Raw genomic sequence first — 15,226 nt, 5'->3', positions numbered from 1 at the left:
AACACGCACTGCGCGGATTGTGGATTGCGGGTCGCGTCATTAACCTTCCGGACATCCTGCCGCGCAGCGATCGCGTCGAATGCCCTACCGGCGCGGCGCGATCGACTCAAGCCCATGTCACGTTGAAGGAGACCCGATGAGCACCACCCACCCGCAGGCCGCAGTGGCCACTCACCGCAAAGCGCGCAATCAGGCTCGCAATGCCGCGCTCGGCAGCTTTGTCGGCGCCGTGGTCGACTGGTACGACTTCCTGCTGTACGGCATCGTCGCCGCGCTCGTGTTCAACGCCGAGTTCTTCCCGAACGTCGGCCCGGCGATGGGCACGCTCGCCGCGTTCGCGACCTTCGGCGTCGGCTTCCTGTTCCGCCCGCTCGGCGGCTTCGTGTTCGGCCACTACGGCGACCGGCTCGGACGCAAGCGCATGCTCGTGCTCACCGTGATGATGATGGGTCTGTCGACAGCCGCGATCGGTCTGCTGCCGGCGTTTTCGACGATCGGCTGGCTGGCGCCGGTGCTGCTCGTCACGCTGCGCGCGATCCAGGGCTTCGCGGTCGGCGGCGAATGGGGCGGCGCGGCGCTGATGGCCGTCGAAAGCGCGCCCGAGAAAAAGAAGGCCTTCTACAGCAGCGGCGTGCAGGTCGGCTACGGCGTCGGGCTCGTGCTGTCGACGGGTCTCGTCGCGCTGATCAGCCGCTCGATGGACAACGCCGCATTCCTCAGCTGGGGCTGGCGTCTGCCGTTCCTGTTCAGCGTCGTGCTGGTGCTGATCGCGTTGTGGATCCGCTCGAGCATGGAGGAGTCGCAGGAGTTCGTCGAGAAAGTCGGCCGGCATGGCGAGCGCCGCGTGCGCCTGCCGATCGTCGAGGCGCTGCTGCGCCATCCGAAGGCCTTTCTGCTGATCATCGCGCTGCGGCTCGCCGAGCTGTTCACGATGTACATCGTCACCGCGTTCGCGCTCAGCTACTCGACCACGAACCTGCACATGCCGCGCGAATTCTTCCTGACGATCGGCTTCGTCGTCGGCGCGCTCAGCTGTGTGACGATTCCGTGCTTCGCGTGGCTCGCGGATCGCTTCGGCCGCCGTCGTATCTATATGATCGGCGCGCTGGTCGGCGTGTTCAGCGCGGTGCCGTTCTTCCTCGCGCTCGAAGCGCGCTCGACCGTATGGATCGTCGTATTCGCGGTGATGCTTGCCAACATCGCGCACGATATGGTCGTCAGCGTGCAGCAGCCGATGTTCACCGAGCTGTTCGGCACCGAGTACCGCTATAGCGGCGCGGGTGTCGGCTATCAGGTGGCAAGCGTGGTCGGCGGCGGCTTCACGCCGTTCATCGCGGTCGCGCTGGTCAGCTTCGCGGGCGGCTCGTGGCATCCAGTGGCCGCATATCTGGCGATCGGCTGTCTGATTTCGGTACTCGTTGCAGCGCGCATGAAGACCGGCCGCGGGGTCGATTGATACCGGCGAAACTCGCTGCCGATACACGACGGGCCGACGTGGCAAAGAAGCCGCGCCGGCCCGTTTCTTTTTTGTGCCGGGCGACCTGCGCGGCTCGCTTATCGCGCACTTTGCATAGTGCCTCTAGTCGGAAGTTCGGGGCGACCTGTTCGGCGCGTCCCACGATTTGCAGAATCGCGTCAAGAGTCGTCGCGTTTGACCAGAATCACACCTTATGTCCGCGCGCTTCATATTGCGAAGCCATCGTCCACGTCCTATTGTCGAGCCAGGCTGATTTTCGGGTGTGTTGGACCGGTCATATGAAATAAAAGTACATATAGCGATGACGGGAACGCCTGCGCAAGTTACACTCCGCCGCCTCAGGTAATTGCACGAAACGCCGATAAACAGAACAACTGTAAGGAGACCCACTTATGAGTAGCATCAGCGAGCCGGGCAGCCAACAAGGTTCAGCCCCATTCTTTTCGAAACAGGCCACCATCGCGCAGCCCGGTTTCTCGCGCTGGATGGTGCCTCCCGCCGCTTTGGCCGTGCATCTGTGCATCGGCCAGGCCTACGCGTTCTCGGTCTTCAACGGACCGCTGACCAAGGTGATCGGCATCACGCAGTCCGCGCCCGATGACTGGTCGCTGACCGCGCTCGGCTGGATCTTTTCGCTTGCGATCGTGTTCCTCGGTTTGTCGGCGGCGTTCGCCGGCAAATGGCTCGAACACGTCGGTCCGCGCCGCACGATGTTCACGGCCGCTTGCTGTTTCGGCGGCGGCTTCCTCGTGTCCGCGCTCGGCGTGTACCTGCATCAGATCGTGCTGCTGTATCTCGGCTACGGCGTGATCGGCGGGATCGGCCTGGGGCTCGGTTATGTGTCGCCGGTGTCAACGCTGATCCGCTGGTTTCCGGACCGCCGCGGCATGGCGACCGGCATGGCGATCATGGGCTTCGGCGGCGGCGCGATGATCGCGGCGCCGTTGTCGGTCGCGCTGATGAAGCACTTTCAAAGCGCGACGAGCATCGGCGTCGCGGAGACCTTCATCGTGCTCGGCATCGTCTATTTCATCTCGATGACGATCGGCGCGCTCGCGATCCGCGTGCCGCCGGCGGACTGGAAACCGGCCGGCTGGACACCGCCCGCAGCGACGCAGCACCGGCTGATCACGAGCAATCACGTGCATATCGACCAGGCGCTGAAGACACCGCAGTTCTATCTGATCTGGCTCGTGCTGTTCCTGAACGTGACGGCTGGCATCGGCATTCTCGGCCAGGCCTCGGTGATGATCCAGGAGAGCTTCAAGAACACGGTGACGGCTGCCGCGGCGGCCGGCTTCGTCGGGCTCCTGTCGCTGTTCAACATGGGTGGGCGTTTCGTGTGGGCGTCGGCGTCGGACTGGATCGGCCGCAAGAACACCTACTACATCTTCTTCGCGTTCGGCGCGGTGCTTTACTACCTCGTGCCGAGCTTCGCCGCGAACGGACAGATCGCGCTGTTCGTGCTGACGTACTGCATCATCCTGTCGATGTACGGCGGCGGCTTCGCAACGGTGCCGGCCTATCTTGCCGACATGTTCGGCACGACGTTCGTCGGCGGCATTCATGGACGTCTGTTGACCGCGTGGGCCGCGGCCGGCGTCGCGGGTCCGGTGCTCGTCAACTACATCCGCGCGTATGAAGTCGCGAACGGCGTGGCGAAAGCGGACGCGTACACGATGACCGTACACATCATGGCCGTGCTGCTCGTGATCGGCTTTATCTGCAACCTGCTGGTCAAGCGCGTGGACGAGAAGCACCACATGACCGATGCACAAGTCGCCAAGGGCGCGTGAGGAGATCCGTATGTCGACCGTTCAAACCGTACATCCGACCAACAAGGTGATGCTCGCGGTGTTCTGGCTGTATGTGATGATTCCGCTTGCGTGGGGGGTCATCAATACGCTGACGCAGGCGACGAAGTTGTTCAAGTGACGATGTGATGTGGTGCGCACCCCGGCCTGGTTGAAGGACGGGGTGCCGAAAAGAGGCCACGCCGCGGTGCACCTCTCACCGCCCCAACCCGCTATGCGCGATCTGCTGCTCGACGAACTGCGCAAACAATGCGTGCATATGCGTGGTCGGATGCAGATCATCGGCGAACATGTAAGTCCGATCCGCGTTGGCGCTCACATAGGTCGCCGGCGAGCATAGAAGCGAGGTGTCATCGGGCGTTTTCTTCGGGTCGCAGGCCTGCCCCGTGTTCGACACGGTAAAGCCGTTCGCCTGAAAGTTTCCGATCACCTGATTCGTCCACGTGTACGAATCGATCTCGATCACCTTCGATTGCAGTCCATCGGTTTGCAGCGCGCTATTCAACGTAGCGTTGAATAGCTGCGACAACTGCGTGAGGTTCGCGCCACCATCGGCCGAAGCGAGCCCCTTCGGCGACAGCCCGATATTTGGCACATTGATCACTACCACATGCACGCCGCCGTTCTGCACGATCTGCCCGACGAGCTGGGCGAGCGTGGTAGCCGCCGCCTGCACGACCGGCGCAGCGGCGGGCAGGTTGCCGGCGCGCAGCACATCGTTCGAGCCCACCCACACGAGCACGAGCTGATTGGCGTTGAAGCTGCCGTGAGCGCCCAGATAGCTTGACAGTTGCTGATTGACCGGCATTTCGATGTTGCCGATGACGTCGCTCAGGTAGTCGTACTGGTTCGCCGGTGTCGCCACGGTCGAGCCGCCTTCCGCATAACCGAGGCCGCTCTGCGCACTCAGCCTGTGCGTGAGATCGATCGTGAACGCGGCGCTCAGCGTATCGCCGTAGTATTGCGCGACGTTCTGGGCCCATACCTGGCCGGGGTTGGTAGTGAAACGCCCGCCGCCCACCGCACTCGCCAGGGGCGCATAGGTCCCGACGTCCGACAGGCTGTCGCCGAACGACACCACCTGCAGCTTGACGCCGCCGGCCGGCTCGGTCGCCGTGCCGCCGCCGTTACTCGAGCCGCCGCTGCCGCTGCCGCCCCCGCCGCAAGCCGACAGCAGCACGATCGACATGGCAAAAACTACAGCGCGGACCTTGTCATTTATGCCTCGCATTTGCTCCTCCTCGCCGGGCGGGCCAGACGGTGCCGCGTGCCTGACGTGCGCGGCCGGTACCCGACCGCACGCGGCTCTTCAGCCAAGCATCGCGTATGCCCAGCGAGGAAGTGCGGCCCGCTCAAAACCTCTCGAACACCACCTCCTGCGCACCCTCCCAGAGCACCTTCGTGCCGAGTTCGCGCAGTTTCTCCTTGCCTTCGACGATCGTCAGAAAATGATTGCCCGCGAGTTGCCCCATCTTGCTCGCGAAGCAGCACGAGCCATAGGCAAGGATGATCTCGGTCTCGCTATAGCCGCCCGGATAGAACAGGATGTCGCCGACCGACGGATGGCTCGTGTGATTCTCGAAGCCGACCGCGACCCCGTCGTTCTCGAGCTTGAATTCGCCGAGCGGCACCCAGCAGCCCTCGCCGCTCCAGCGCACGTGGACCAGCTTCTGCCGGTACGGCAGCAGCTTCACGAACGCGGCCACGGTCTGCGGCGCATCGGGATGCGTTTCGGCGATGAAGGTGTGGCCGCAGGCGGTCATCTTGAGTCGGGTCATGGCGCGTTATCCGGTGTATGAAATTGACAGGCACTTCGATTCTGTCGTCCGATGCAAGGTTTCGACAGGTACACTTGTCCGCGTCGCGGTCAGTCCAGTTAGACCAGATACGATCGCGGGTGGCGGGCCGAGCCGCAAAGCCTTGCGCGACGCGCGATGCCAGTTTGCAGCGCGCGCCGCCACGAATGTTCGTAGTTTGCAAGCCGCGCAATGCAACGCACACTGCGCAGGTGCGTGATTCCGACTGGAGAAAAAGCAAGCCGTTGCGGCTCGTCCATCTCAACCGCGCAGCCGGTAGGCGAGCGGCGTCGCGCCATAGCCACGCTTGAATTGCACGGAGAAGTGACCGGCATTCTCGAAGCCGACTTCGAGCGCGATTTGCAGCACGGTTCGATCCGTGGCGCGCAGCAGCCTCGCCGCTTCCTCGAGCCGTAAGCGCGTGACGAACTGGTGTGGCGTCTCCCCGGTCTCGCGGCGAAACACCCGGGCAAAATGAAAACTGCTTAGGCCGGCCTGCTCGGCCAGTTCGGCGATTGCCAGATCTTCGGCGAGATTGGCGCGGATGTAGTCGATCACCCGGCGGATGCGGCGCGGCACCAGCCGTTCGGGGCCCGTCGCGCTGCCGCGGCGCGCGCCGTTGCCGCTCGAATAGTGCTGCAGCAGGTGCGCGGCGAGCGCGTGAACCAGCGTATCGACATACAGACGCGAATCGGCGGGATCGCGGGCGGCGCGATGCAGTGCGGCAAGCATCGCGGCGATCAGCGGATCGTTGAAGCGCATCGCGTCGCCGAGCGACAGTTCACGCGACGCGTCGAGCCCCATCTGTTGCGCGACGCTGTCGATTAAATGGCGCTCGATGTGCACGTGCAAGGTAGACAACGGCTCGTCGCTGATCGAATGCCAGCGCCACGAGATCGGCGTGGGCGGCACGAACCACAGGTCGTTCACGCGCATATCGGCGCTTTCCCAAGTTCCGCCGAGGTTGCGTTCGAGATGCTCGGCGCCGCTCGCGAGCGTCATCAGCGTGAAGTCGCGCAAACCGGGCGCTTCGAGCAGGTCTTGCCGCACCGGTTCGAGATACGAGCGCAGCACCAGATGCCGCCACTCGCGATCCACGCTCGACACGAGCCGCTGGCCGGCCATATAGCGGTCGTAGGCGAGCGTCGTCGTGAGCTTGGGAATTCGTGCCATCACATCCCTTCGAAGGAGGTGCCGTATGGAAGGAGAAGCGCCGCCGTACCCGTATTGCCGGTCCACTGTCAGCGCAAGATCACAAAAATGATAGCAAGGAACCGGCTACCGACATTTCACGAAATCGCTAATCATTGAGGTTGTCGTATTTCACGCGTTTAGAACGCCGGAGCTACCGTTTCATGGAACATGAATGCGATACGCTGCCGCAATGGCTGAACGGCTCGCCGCAAGGCGAAGCCGGGCACGCGTCGGCAGCACACCCGAGAGCGGCATCCGCCCAACCGGCTTACCCGGCCGGCGCGCGGCACGCCGCGAAATCAGCCCACGCGGCTGAAGCAGTGAAGATGTCTCCCCGCACCGTGAATGGCGCGGGGCGCAGTGGCTTTCTGACTCTGTTTACCGAGGAGGAGATCGGCACGCCGTCGCCCGCGGCGCGCCGCGCCGCGCCGCTGATCAGTCCGCTCGGACGGTTCGGCAGCGCGCAGGACCGCATGGAGTTCGTGCGCCAGCGCATCAGGCAGCTGGGCTTCGACTCGTTCAGCTATACCGCCACGCGCACGTCGTCGCATCACAAGACGATGTTCGTATTGACGAGTTACGAGTCGCAGGCATGGCTCACGCGCTATTTCCGCGAGCGCTATTTCGAGCTCGATCCGCGCGTCGCGCACGCGTCGCCGACCGGCATGCCGTTTCTGTGGAATACCGCCGATCTGCGCGCCGATCTGCCGCGCGCGCAGTTGCGCAGCGAGCGGCTCGGCGCTTTGATCGACATGCTGGAAGCCGCCGGGCGCAAGAGCGGCATTCTCACGCAGATGCCGCTGCCGGAGCCGGAGCTGAGCGCGATCCTGTGCTTCAACTCGGCGATTGGCAACCCGCGCTGGATGACCGAATCGATCGTCGCGGAAACGCTGATGTTCGCGCACTCGATTCACGAGTTCATCTGGACGCACGCGAAAAGCGTGATCGGCATCGCGCCCGCGCAGCAGCAGCGCATCGCGCTGAGCAAGCTGCAGCATGCGGTGCTGAAGGCGGTCGTGCAGGGGCAGCGGGACAAGGAGATCGCGTATTTCCTCGGGCTGTCGCCGCATAACGTCGACTATCATCTGCGGCGCTTGCGGCAGTTGTTCAACGTGCGCAACCGCGTGCAGTTGATCAATGTCGCGCAGGCGTATCTGTCGTAGTCGGCGTCCCCGCGTATCGATGAAGAGGGCGCGACGGCTTTTCGCCGTCGCGCCTTCTCGTCTATCAACTTTTCAACCGGTAGCCGGTCCTGAAGATCCAGCCGACGATCACGAGGAACACCGCGAGAAACAGCAGCGTCATGCCGAGACTCAGGCCGACGCCGACGTCGCCCAACTCGAAGAAACTCCAGCGAAACCCGCTGACCAGATAGACGATCGGGTTGAACAGCGTGACGGCATGCCAGAACGGCGGCAGCATGTCCACCGAATAAAAGGCGCCGCCTAAGAACGTGAGCGGCGTGACGATCAACAGCGGCACCAGTTGCAGCTTCTCGAAGCTGTCCGCCCAGATGCCGATGATGAAGCCGAGCAGACTGAACGTGACCGCCGTCAGAACCAGAAACAGCACCATCCAGAACGGATGCATGATCTGCAACGGCACGAACAGCGCGGCGGTCGCGAGAATGATGAGTCCGAGCAGGATCGACTTGGTGGCCGCCGCGCCCACATAGCTGACGACGATCTCCAGATACGATACGGGCGCCGACAGCAGCTCGTAGATCGTGCCGGTGAAACGTGGAAAGTAAATCCCGAACGACGCGTTCGCGATGCTTTGCGACAGCAGCGACAGCATGATCAGCCCCGGCACGATGAACGCGCCATAGCTGATGCCCTCCACTTCCTTGATGCGCGACCCGATCGCCGAGCCGAACACGACGAAGTACAGCGAGGTGGAAATGACCGGCGCGATGATGCTTTGCATCAGCGTGCGCCACGTGCGCGCCATTTCGAACTTGTAGATCGCGCGCATTGCGTAGATGTTCATGGGTTCCCCCGCAGCAGGCTGACGAAAATGTCTTCAAGCGAACTCTGCGTAGTGTGCAGGTCCTTGAAGCGGATGCCGGCATCGTCGAGCGACTTCAGCAGCGCGATGATGTCGGTGCGGCCGCCCTCGCCTTCATAGGTATAGATCAGCTCGTTGCCGCCGTTCGCGACCGCCAGCCCGTAGCCGGCGAGCGCAGCCGGCACATCGTCGAGCGGGTACTCCAGTTGCAGCGTCAACTGCTTGGTGCCGAGCTTGCGCATCAGCTCGGTCTTCTCTTCGACCAGCATGATCTCGCCCGCATTGATCACGCCGATGCGATCGGCCATCTCTTCGGCTTCGTCGATGTAATGCGTGGTCAGGATGATCGTCACGCCGCTCGCCGCGAGCGAGCGCACGAGCTTCCACATGTCGCGCCGCAGCTCGACGTCGACGCCGGCGGTCGGTTCGTCGAGAAACAGCACGCGCGGCTCGTGCGACAGCGCCTTGGCGATCAGCACACGCCGCTTCATGCCGCCCGACAGCGTGATGATCTTGTTGTTGCGCTTCTCCCAGAGCGACAGGTCGCGCAGCACTTTCTCGATGTAAGCGGGGTTCTTCGGCTTGCCGAACAGGCCGCGGCTGAACGACACGGTGGCCCAGACGGTTTCGAACGCGTCGGTGGTCAGCTCCTGCGGCACGAGGCCGATCAGCGAGCGGGCCGCACGATAGTTGGCGCCGATGTCGTGGCCGTCCACCGTCACGCTGCCTTCGCTCGCGTTGACGATACCGCAGACGATGCTGATCAGCGTGGTCTTGCCCGCGCCGTTCGGCCCGAGCAGCGCGAAGATTTCTCCACGGTGGATTGCCAGATTGATGTTCTTCAGTGCCCGAAAACCGCTGGCATAGGTTTTCGACAGATTCGTGACCGAAACGATAGGCTGCATGGACTCGATGATGGCAGACACCGCTGTTGAATGAGGGAAACCGGCGTGAACGGACGCGCCGCATCCGCAATGTAATGGAAAGTGGGAAAGCCTGCAGAGCACGGAACCACGCGGCCGCGGATTCGCCGCGGCGCGAGATAGTTCGGCTTACTGATGGGTTCGGACGCAGACCGAGGCCCGGCGCGGCCATCCGGGCGCGCGCGCCGGCAGCCTTTTACGCCGACGCGCTGTGTTGCGGGCCCGGAAAGCGGCTTGCGATCACATTCTGGATTTCCTCGACCGACACCGGCTTCACCAGATGATGATCAAAGCCGGCCTCGCGCGAGCGCTGCCGGTCGGTGGCCTGGCCATAGCCGGTCACTGCGATCAGCAGCGCGCCCGCGGTGGCCGGACGGCGGCGCATCTCCTGCGCGAGCTCGAAGCCGTCCATGCCGGGCAGGCCGAGGTCGAGCAGCACGATCTGCGGCCGGAAGTGCGCGGCCAGTTTGAGCGCGGTGTTGGCTTCGTGCCCGACGCGCACCTCGTACCCGTCCGCCTGCAGCACCAGCGACAACGCGAGCGCCGCATCGACGCTGTCGTCGACGAGCAGCACGCGCAGCGCCTGGCCGCCGTGATTCGGCACGGCTTGGGGCGCCCCCGTCGACGCTTGCTCGGCGTCGGCAAGCCGCGTCAGCGGCAAACGCACGACGAACTCGCTACCGCGCCCCAGTCCCGCTGAGAACGCCTCGATCCCGCCGCCGTGCAACTCGACCAGCGTACGCGCGAGCGGCAGGCCGATGCCGAGGCCGCCTTCGGAGCGTTCGATCGAGATTTCCGATTGCACGAACAGATCGAAGATGTGAGGGATCGTTTCGGCGCCGATGCCCACGCCGTTGTCGCGTACGCTGATCAGCACGTCATCGCCCGCTTCGCGGACTTCGATGCGGATGTCGCCGCGCTGCGGCGTGTACTTCGCCGCATTCGACAGGACATTGCCGAGCACCTGCGCGATCCGCACGCCGTCGCCGACGACGAACAGCGGCTCGCCGGGCAGATCGGTGGTGAGCGTATGGCCCTTGCGATTCAACGCGGGCCGCACGGTTTCGATCGCGGCTTCGAGCGCGGCGGCCAGCTCGACGATCCCGTGGCGCAGCGTAATCTTGCCCTGCCTGATGCGCGCGACGTCCAGCAGATCGTCGACGAGCCGGCTCAGATGCTTGACCTGGCGCCCAATCACCGCGCGCATCGCCTCGAAGCTTTGCTGCGACGGCGCACGGCTCGGGTCGAGCAGTTCGATCGCGTTGCGGATCGGCGCGAGCGGATTGCGCAGCTCGTGCGCGAGCATCGCGAGGAACTCGTCCTTGCGGCGATCGGCGTCGCGCAACGCCATCTCGTTGGCCTTGCGATCCGAAATATCGTTGACGATGCCGGCGAGCCGGTAGATGCGCCCGCGCGCGTCGCGCACCGGAAAGCCGCGCTCGACGGCCCAGCGCGTCTCGCCGTCGGGCCGCACGATCCGGTATTCAATCTCATACGCGACACCGGTCGCGAGCGCGCGATACGCGGCCTCGACCGCGGCCTCGTCCTGCGGATGAATGTGGTTGGCCCAGTGGCGCCCGCTCGGCGTCGGCTCGTGCGCCGCGTCGCCCCACAGACGTCGATACGCGGGGCTCACATACAGCAGTTGGGCGCTCGACGGGTCGAGCATCCAGAACACGTCGTCGATGTTCTCGGCCATCTGCCGGAAGCGTTCTTCGCTCTCGCGCAACGCGCCCTCCGCGCGGCGCACGCGCAGCAGCGCGCGCACCTGCGCGATCAGTTCGGCCGGCTCGACCGGCTCGGTCAAATAGCTGTCCGCGCCGCCTTCGAGGCCGCGCACCCGGTCCATGCTCTGCACCGCCGCCGCCGACGTGTGGATCACGAGCACGCCCGAGCTCTCGGGGGCGGCCTTGATGCGTCGGCACACTTCGAAGCCGTTCAGATCGGGCAGATTGACGTCGAGCAGCACGAGGTCCGGCTGCGAAATGCGCGCGCGCTCGATCGCTTGCGCGCCGTTGCCGGCCTCGATCACGACGAAGCCCGCGCGCGACAGGATGCGCGTTTTCGCGTAACGAGCGCCTTCGTTATCGTCGACGTTGAGGATCAGATTCGCGTTTGCATCGGTCATGAAAAGGCGTGTCCGTAGGAGAATGCCCGCGCGCCGCCCAGACCCACGCCCAATCCGTTGCGGCTCGTGAAACCGTCGGTCAACGCCTCCTGAAGATCAGCAATTCCCGGACCCCGTTCGATGAAGGCGAGCCGCGGACCGATGCGGCCATTGCGTTGCACCGTGCAGCGCGCCATCGCGGCGGTCTCGTCGATCATCGGCCGATGAACCCCGAGGCACACCCCTTGCGAGGTTCACATGACACCAACCCTTTTCGTGGAGGTGAATCATGAAACGCATGACCAGGACGATCTTTGCTTCCGCGCTCGTGATGGCGTTGTCGGGTGGCATATACGCGCAGGCGGGCGGTGCTGGCGGCGCGGGCGCCGGCGGTAGTGCAGGAGGCGCGGGCGGCGGTGCTGCCGGCGGCACGAGCGGCGGTGGCGGTGGCGCGGGGGGCACCGGCATCGGCGCCGGTGGCGGCACGACGGGCGGCGCGGGCGGTACGGCCACTCCGGGTGTTGGCCCGGGCTCGGTCCGCACGCCGGGCAACACCGGCTCCGGCTATGGTTCGCCGGGTGTGACCGGCACCGGCGGCGGGATGGGCACCGGTACCGGCGCGAGCCCGAATAGCCCGGCGACCGGCGGCATGGGCAACAACATGAACAACGGCACGCGCAGCGGAACCGGCAACAACATGAACAACGATAACGACATGAACAACGGCAGGATGCAGAACGGGCAGTAACGGCCGTTGAGCTTCAGCGGGCGACGCGGCGTCGAGTGGCCGCGTCGCCGTTTTCCTGTGCGGCCCGCTCGTCCACACAGGCGCTGCGACCACTCATACCTCAAGGCTGCGCACAGACAAAACTACTCGCCAGATTTACATTGCCTTTGCCGATATAACGCGGAAACGCGGGATAGCGGCACAGCGGCCGCGAACGTCCATTCGTCGCCGCGGCGAGATCGGTGGCCGTCAGCGTTTCCGGCGCGACCCCGCGCGTGACCCACGCGTCGAGCGCGCCGAGCAGATCGACCGAGGGAACGAACACGCCGTTGCCATGCTGGAAGCCCGGCACCATGTAGAGCCGCATGAAACGATCGACCTCGTCCTTGCCGAAACGCGCGATCAGCGCGTCGTGATACGCGATCGTCTGGTTCGGGCTGATCACTTCGTCGGCGAGACCTTGCAGCGTGATGAGCTTGCCGCCGCGCGCGATATAGCGCGACAGGTCCGGGTTCATCGAGCCGATCGTGGCCGACAGCGCGATCAGTTGCGAGCGATATTTGCCGGGCCGTTGCGGATCGAACGTCAAGGAATCGAACTGCGCGTCGCGCGCGACGAAGTAGCGCAGATAGCCGTCGCCTTGCGCGAACAGATATCCGTTCGCGCGGAACGTCGGCACCGGCTGACGCCGCGGTTGATGCGCGAGCCCGAGCGCGCCGGTCAGTTGCGTGCCCTGGAACACGTTGTAGCCGCGATAGCCGCTCACGCCCCACGCGAGCCGATACGGCAGCGACAGTCCATCTCGCATCACCAGCAAGGTGGCCAATTGCGCGTCGGTCAGACACGCATCGTGCGATGAAGGGCGCAGCGCGCAGCGCAGCGAATCGATAATCTGCGCCTCGTGCGCGCGGCACGCTTCGACATCACTGACGATGCCGTCCTCCGTGCCGTCGAGCCGGTCGCATACCTCGAGCGTGCGTTGATGGACGGCTTCGAGCAGCGCCTCTGGCACGAAGCCACCCGGCGTGCCATATTCGGCCTGGCCGAGCTTCACGCCGAGCAGCCGCACGCCGGAAAAATTCAGCGCGGGCGAATTGGCGATCACGCCGTCGTAGTCGTCGGGAAAGCGCTGCATCACCGTGTAGCCTTCGCGGCCACCCGTCGAGCCGCCGGCAAAATACATGCGCTGCGGCGGCCTGCCGTACGCGTTCGCGATCAGCGCGAGCGCGACGTCGTGGGTTTTCTTCAGATGCGCGTAGCCGAAGTTGGTCACCGCTTCATCGACGAGACCGAACTCCGCGAGCGACGAATCGCCGACATGCCCCGAGTCGTCGCCGAACGTCGCATAGCCTTGCGCGAGCGGCGCGCGATCCGGCGAGAACGGCATCACGCCAATGCCGCTGACGACCACGCCGTTGTACCCGCCACCGCCGATCTGCAACGCGCGGCCATTCCAGCGGCGCGGCAGATTCAGATCGAAGCGGATGTCGGGTGTGGTCGGATTCAGTGCCTTGATGCGGCCCGTGATGCGGCAATACTCGCCGCCTTGCTGATTGCCCTGCGCGGTCGCGCCGATCATCGCCGCACTTTCGATCAGCGCGCCGGCCGTTGGCATCTCGATCAGTTCGGGCGACAGCACCGCGCCCGCGAACTCCGCGCAGTGCATCGCGAACGGTGTTTCTTTGGCCTGTGCGGCCGTGCGATGTATCGCAAGCCACGCGAGCACCACGACGCTCATCACGGTTGCGAGTCCAACGAGCTTGCGCGTGGTGCGCATCGTAGTCGTGACGCGCCCACGGCGCTCGCGTCGTGTCATCCGCAACCCGCGCCTTTCGCTTGCGCGCGCGGCTGCTGCCCCTTCCAGCCGCTCCACCCGCGCGCGATCGTCAGCAGCGCGCCGATCGCCGCGAGGTCGCCGCCGAGCCCGACCAGCACCGCGCGAAAACCATGAAAGGTGTGCGGTGTCGCCGTGTCGATCATCAACGACACCAGCGTGCCGGTGACGAAGCACACGAGCCCGGCGCGCCCGACCGTCACCACGACGGGCAGCCGCCTCGCGAGCCACGCGATGCTGCCCGTCCGCACGAACTGGGCGGCGAGCCAGGCGATGACGATGAAATTGATCACACGTTCCACTGAAAGATTCTGTTTGTGCGTGCCGGGCAAAGGCTGCGTCAGCACGAAAAGTTTGACGATCGCGAAGGCAAGCACCGCAACGACCGCGACGCGCGTGAGCCACCGGGCGGCGCAGCTCGCATGAAAACGTTCGCTGATCGGCTGCATACGACACAGCATGCCGAGCACGAACATCAGCTGCCACGCAAATGGATTAAAAGCCCAGCCGGCGACATCGTCAATGCTGAATAACGCGGCAAGCGGCCGCGCGACGGCCCACAGCGCGAGGCTCACGGCAAGCGCAAGCGATACCGAGCGGCGCGCGAGCGGCACCATCACCGGCACACATAGCGCGAACAGCACATACATCGGCAGCACGCTCGACAGATACGGCTGCCGTCGTAGCAGCGCGATGTCGAATGCCTCACGCCACGGCTGCAACGCAAAAGGTGGCCAGCCGGTCATTTCTACCATCGCCCGATTCAGATCGAGCCGCGCGAGAACCGCGCCGGACACGAGCATCAGCATCGCCGTCAATAGATACGCGCGATAGATTTCCCAGCAGCGTTTGACGAAACGCAGCTGCGCCGCGTGTTCGCCGCGATGCGAAAGCACCGCCGTATACGCCGCCGCCGATGCATAGCCGCCGAGAAACACGAACACCTCGGCTGAATCGCACAACGCGTACGCGTGCAGCATCAGATGCGATAGCGTGCTGCCGGGAATGTGATCGAGCACGATGACGATCAGCACGATACCGCGAAAGAAATCGACTTCGACCGATCGTCCACGACCACGGCCAGATGTTTCCATTCGTCTTCTCGAAGAATGCGCGCGCCGACGGCACGCAAGAACGTGAATGGCCACGCGTCAGCGGCCAATGCCGTGCGAACTGCAAAAGGTTAATTCGTTCCCCGCATCACCTATCTGAAATCGAGTCGTTGGCGACTGGTAATACTCGGTGCGTCTTTAACGAACGCGCGGAAAGTTTTGCGGCTTTTGATGCACGAAACAGGGACGCCCGCATTGATGGGCGAACGCAAGCCTCGAAAAAAAATCATCGAAC

At 64.4% G+C, this 15,226-nt stretch carries 13 protein-coding genes and 1 pseudogene; 5 read left to right on the top strand and 9 right to left on the bottom strand.

The features are described from left to right. Nucleotides 1-136: 136 nt before the first annotated feature. The 3 genes from shiA to AB3X95_RS17190 all read left to right on the top strand — a co-directional run bounded on the left by shiA (nucleotide 137) and on the right by AB3X95_RS17190 (nucleotide 3,412). On the top strand, nucleotides 137-1,456 hold the full coding sequence (shiA, locus tag AB3X95_RS17200; RefSeq protein WP_368621995.1) for a shikimate transporter: 1,320 nt from the start codon (nucleotides 137-139) through the stop codon (nucleotides 1,454-1,456). A 413-nt stretch (nucleotides 1,457-1,869) separates the two neighbouring features. Then, a complete protein-coding gene (locus AB3X95_RS17195) occupies nucleotides 1,870-3,273 on the top strand; it encodes an OFA family MFS transporter (RefSeq protein ID WP_368621994.1) in 1,404 nt (467 codons plus the stop codon). 10 nt (nucleotides 3,274-3,283) lie between these two features. Then, nucleotides 3,284-3,412, top strand: coding sequence for a hypothetical protein (locus tag AB3X95_RS17190; protein ID WP_018437177.1), 129 nt, complete (start codon nucleotides 3,284-3,286; stop codon nucleotides 3,410-3,412). A 75-nt stretch (nucleotides 3,413-3,487) separates the two neighbouring features. Here the strand turns inward: AB3X95_RS17190 and AB3X95_RS17185 are convergent, their stop codons facing one another. The 3 genes from AB3X95_RS17185 to AB3X95_RS17175 form a co-directional block, all read right to left on the bottom strand. Next, nucleotides 3,488-4,522, bottom strand: coding sequence for an SGNH/GDSL hydrolase family protein (locus AB3X95_RS17185; protein ID WP_368621993.1), 1,035 nt, complete (start codon nucleotides 4,520-4,522; stop codon nucleotides 3,488-3,490). Nucleotides 4,523-4,643: 121 nt separating this feature from the next. Further along, entirely contained in the window at nucleotides 4,644-5,069 is a 426-nt protein-coding gene (locus tag AB3X95_RS17180; protein ID WP_368621992.1) for a DUF3830 family protein, read from the bottom strand. 279 nt (nucleotides 5,070-5,348) lie between these two features. Beyond that, nucleotides 5,349-6,260 carry a helix-turn-helix domain-containing protein gene (locus tag AB3X95_RS17175; RefSeq protein WP_176120698.1) on the bottom strand — a complete coding sequence of 304 codons (912 nt, stop codon included), beginning with the start codon at nucleotides 6,258-6,260 and terminating at the stop codon, nucleotides 5,349-5,351. A gap of 182 nt (nucleotides 6,261-6,442) precedes the next feature. Here AB3X95_RS17175 and AB3X95_RS17170 point away from each other — a divergent pair, with 182 nt between their 5' ends. After that, the gene (locus AB3X95_RS17170; RefSeq protein WP_176120697.1) at nucleotides 6,443-7,444 is read left to right on the top strand and encodes a LuxR family transcriptional regulator; all 1,002 of its coding nucleotides are present in this window, start codon (nucleotides 6,443-6,445) and stop codon (nucleotides 7,442-7,444) included. Between the two features lie 64 nt (nucleotides 7,445-7,508). Here AB3X95_RS17170 and AB3X95_RS17165 read toward each other — a convergent pair whose 3' ends face one another. From AB3X95_RS17165 to AB3X95_RS17150, 4 genes and pseudogenes are all read right to left on the bottom strand, one after another. Continuing rightward, nucleotides 7,509-8,270, bottom strand: a complete 762-nt coding sequence (locus AB3X95_RS17165; RefSeq protein ID WP_176107643.1) for an ABC transporter permease — start codon at nucleotides 8,268-8,270, stop codon at nucleotides 7,509-7,511. After that, on the bottom strand, nucleotides 8,267-9,193 hold the full coding sequence (locus AB3X95_RS17160) for an ABC transporter ATP-binding protein (protein WP_018437181.1): 927 nt from the start codon (nucleotides 9,191-9,193) through the stop codon (nucleotides 8,267-8,269). The genes AB3X95_RS17165 and AB3X95_RS17160 overlap by 4 nt, the downstream gene beginning before the upstream one ends. A gap of 214 nt (nucleotides 9,194-9,407) precedes the next feature. After that, nucleotides 9,408-11,339 (bottom strand): response regulator, encoded by a 1,932-nt coding sequence (locus AB3X95_RS17155; RefSeq protein WP_368621991.1) that lies wholly within the window; start codon nucleotides 11,337-11,339, stop codon nucleotides 9,408-9,410. A 26-nt stretch (nucleotides 11,340-11,365) separates the two neighbouring features. Next, a pseudogene (locus tag AB3X95_RS17150) lies at nucleotides 11,366-11,500 on the bottom strand (anti-sigma regulatory factor); the annotation flags it as partial. 107 nt (nucleotides 11,501-11,607) lie between these two features. Here AB3X95_RS17150 and AB3X95_RS17145 point away from each other — a divergent pair. Then, nucleotides 11,608-12,066 carry a hypothetical protein gene (locus AB3X95_RS17145; protein WP_176120694.1) on the top strand — a complete coding sequence of 153 codons (459 nt, stop codon included), beginning with the start codon at nucleotides 11,608-11,610 and terminating at the stop codon, nucleotides 12,064-12,066. 100 nt (nucleotides 12,067-12,166) lie between these two features. On the opposite strand, the gene AB3X95_RS17140 is transcribed toward AB3X95_RS17145, so the two are convergent. Further along, nucleotides 12,167-13,861: a tannase/feruloyl esterase family alpha/beta hydrolase gene (locus AB3X95_RS17140; protein WP_368621990.1), complete on the bottom strand. Its 1,695-nt coding sequence runs from the start codon at nucleotides 13,859-13,861 to the stop codon at nucleotides 12,167-12,169. After that, nucleotides 13,858-14,973: an OpgC domain-containing protein gene (locus AB3X95_RS17135; RefSeq protein ID WP_368621989.1), complete on the bottom strand. Its 1,116-nt coding sequence runs from the start codon at nucleotides 14,971-14,973 to the stop codon at nucleotides 13,858-13,860. The genes AB3X95_RS17140 and AB3X95_RS17135 overlap by 4 nt, the downstream gene beginning before the upstream one ends. Between the last annotated feature and the right edge of the window lie 253 nt (nucleotides 14,974-15,226).

This window comes from Paraburkholderia sp. BR13444 (assembly GCF_040948755.1).
GTDB classification, from domain to species: domain Bacteria; phylum Pseudomonadota; class Gammaproteobacteria; order Burkholderiales; family Burkholderiaceae; genus Paraburkholderia; species Paraburkholderia youngii.
Note: the sequence above shows the minus strand (reverse complement) of the source record. Positions and strands in the feature narration are given on the sequence as shown.

Excerpts from the sequence above, each read along its gene's own strand:
- AB3X95_RS17155 (WP_368621991.1), bottom strand. The coding sequence starts at position 11,339 with ATGACCGATGCAAACGCGAATCTGATCCTCAACGTCGACGATAACGAA.
- AB3X95_RS17170 (WP_176120697.1), top strand. The coding sequence starts at position 6,443 with ATGGAACATGAATGCGATACGCTGCCGCAATGGCTGAACGGCTCGCCG.
- AB3X95_RS17185 (WP_368621993.1), bottom strand. The coding sequence starts at position 4,522 with ATGCGAGGCATAAATGACAAGGTCCGCGCTGTAGTTTTTGCCATGTCG.
- AB3X95_RS17180 (WP_368621992.1), bottom strand. The coding sequence starts at position 5,069 with ATGACCCGACTCAAGATGACCGCCTGCGGCCACACCTTCATCGCCGAA.
- AB3X95_RS17160 (WP_018437181.1), bottom strand. The coding sequence starts at position 9,193 with ATGCAGCCTATCGTTTCGGTCACGAATCTGTCGAAAACCTATGCCAGC.
- AB3X95_RS17175 (WP_176120698.1), bottom strand. The coding sequence starts at position 6,260 with ATGGCACGAATTCCCAAGCTCACGACGACGCTCGCCTACGACCGCTAT.
- AB3X95_RS17190 (WP_018437177.1), top strand. The coding sequence starts at position 3,284 with ATGTCGACCGTTCAAACCGTACATCCGACCAACAAGGTGATGCTCGCG.
- AB3X95_RS17140 (WP_368621990.1), bottom strand. The coding sequence starts at position 13,861 with ATGACACGACGCGAGCGCCGTGGGCGCGTCACGACTACGATGCGCACC.
- AB3X95_RS17135 (WP_368621989.1), bottom strand. The coding sequence starts at position 14,973 with ATGGAAACATCTGGCCGTGGTCGTGGACGATCGGTCGAAGTCGATTTC.
- AB3X95_RS17195 (WP_368621994.1), top strand. The coding sequence starts at position 1,870 with ATGAGTAGCATCAGCGAGCCGGGCAGCCAACAAGGTTCAGCCCCATTC.
- AB3X95_RS17165 (WP_176107643.1), bottom strand. The coding sequence starts at position 8,270 with ATGAACATCTACGCAATGCGCGCGATCTACAAGTTCGAAATGGCGCGC.
- AB3X95_RS17145 (WP_176120694.1), top strand. The coding sequence starts at position 11,608 with ATGAAACGCATGACCAGGACGATCTTTGCTTCCGCGCTCGTGATGGCG.
- shiA (WP_368621995.1), top strand. The coding sequence starts at position 137 with ATGAGCACCACCCACCCGCAGGCCGCAGTGGCCACTCACCGCAAAGCG.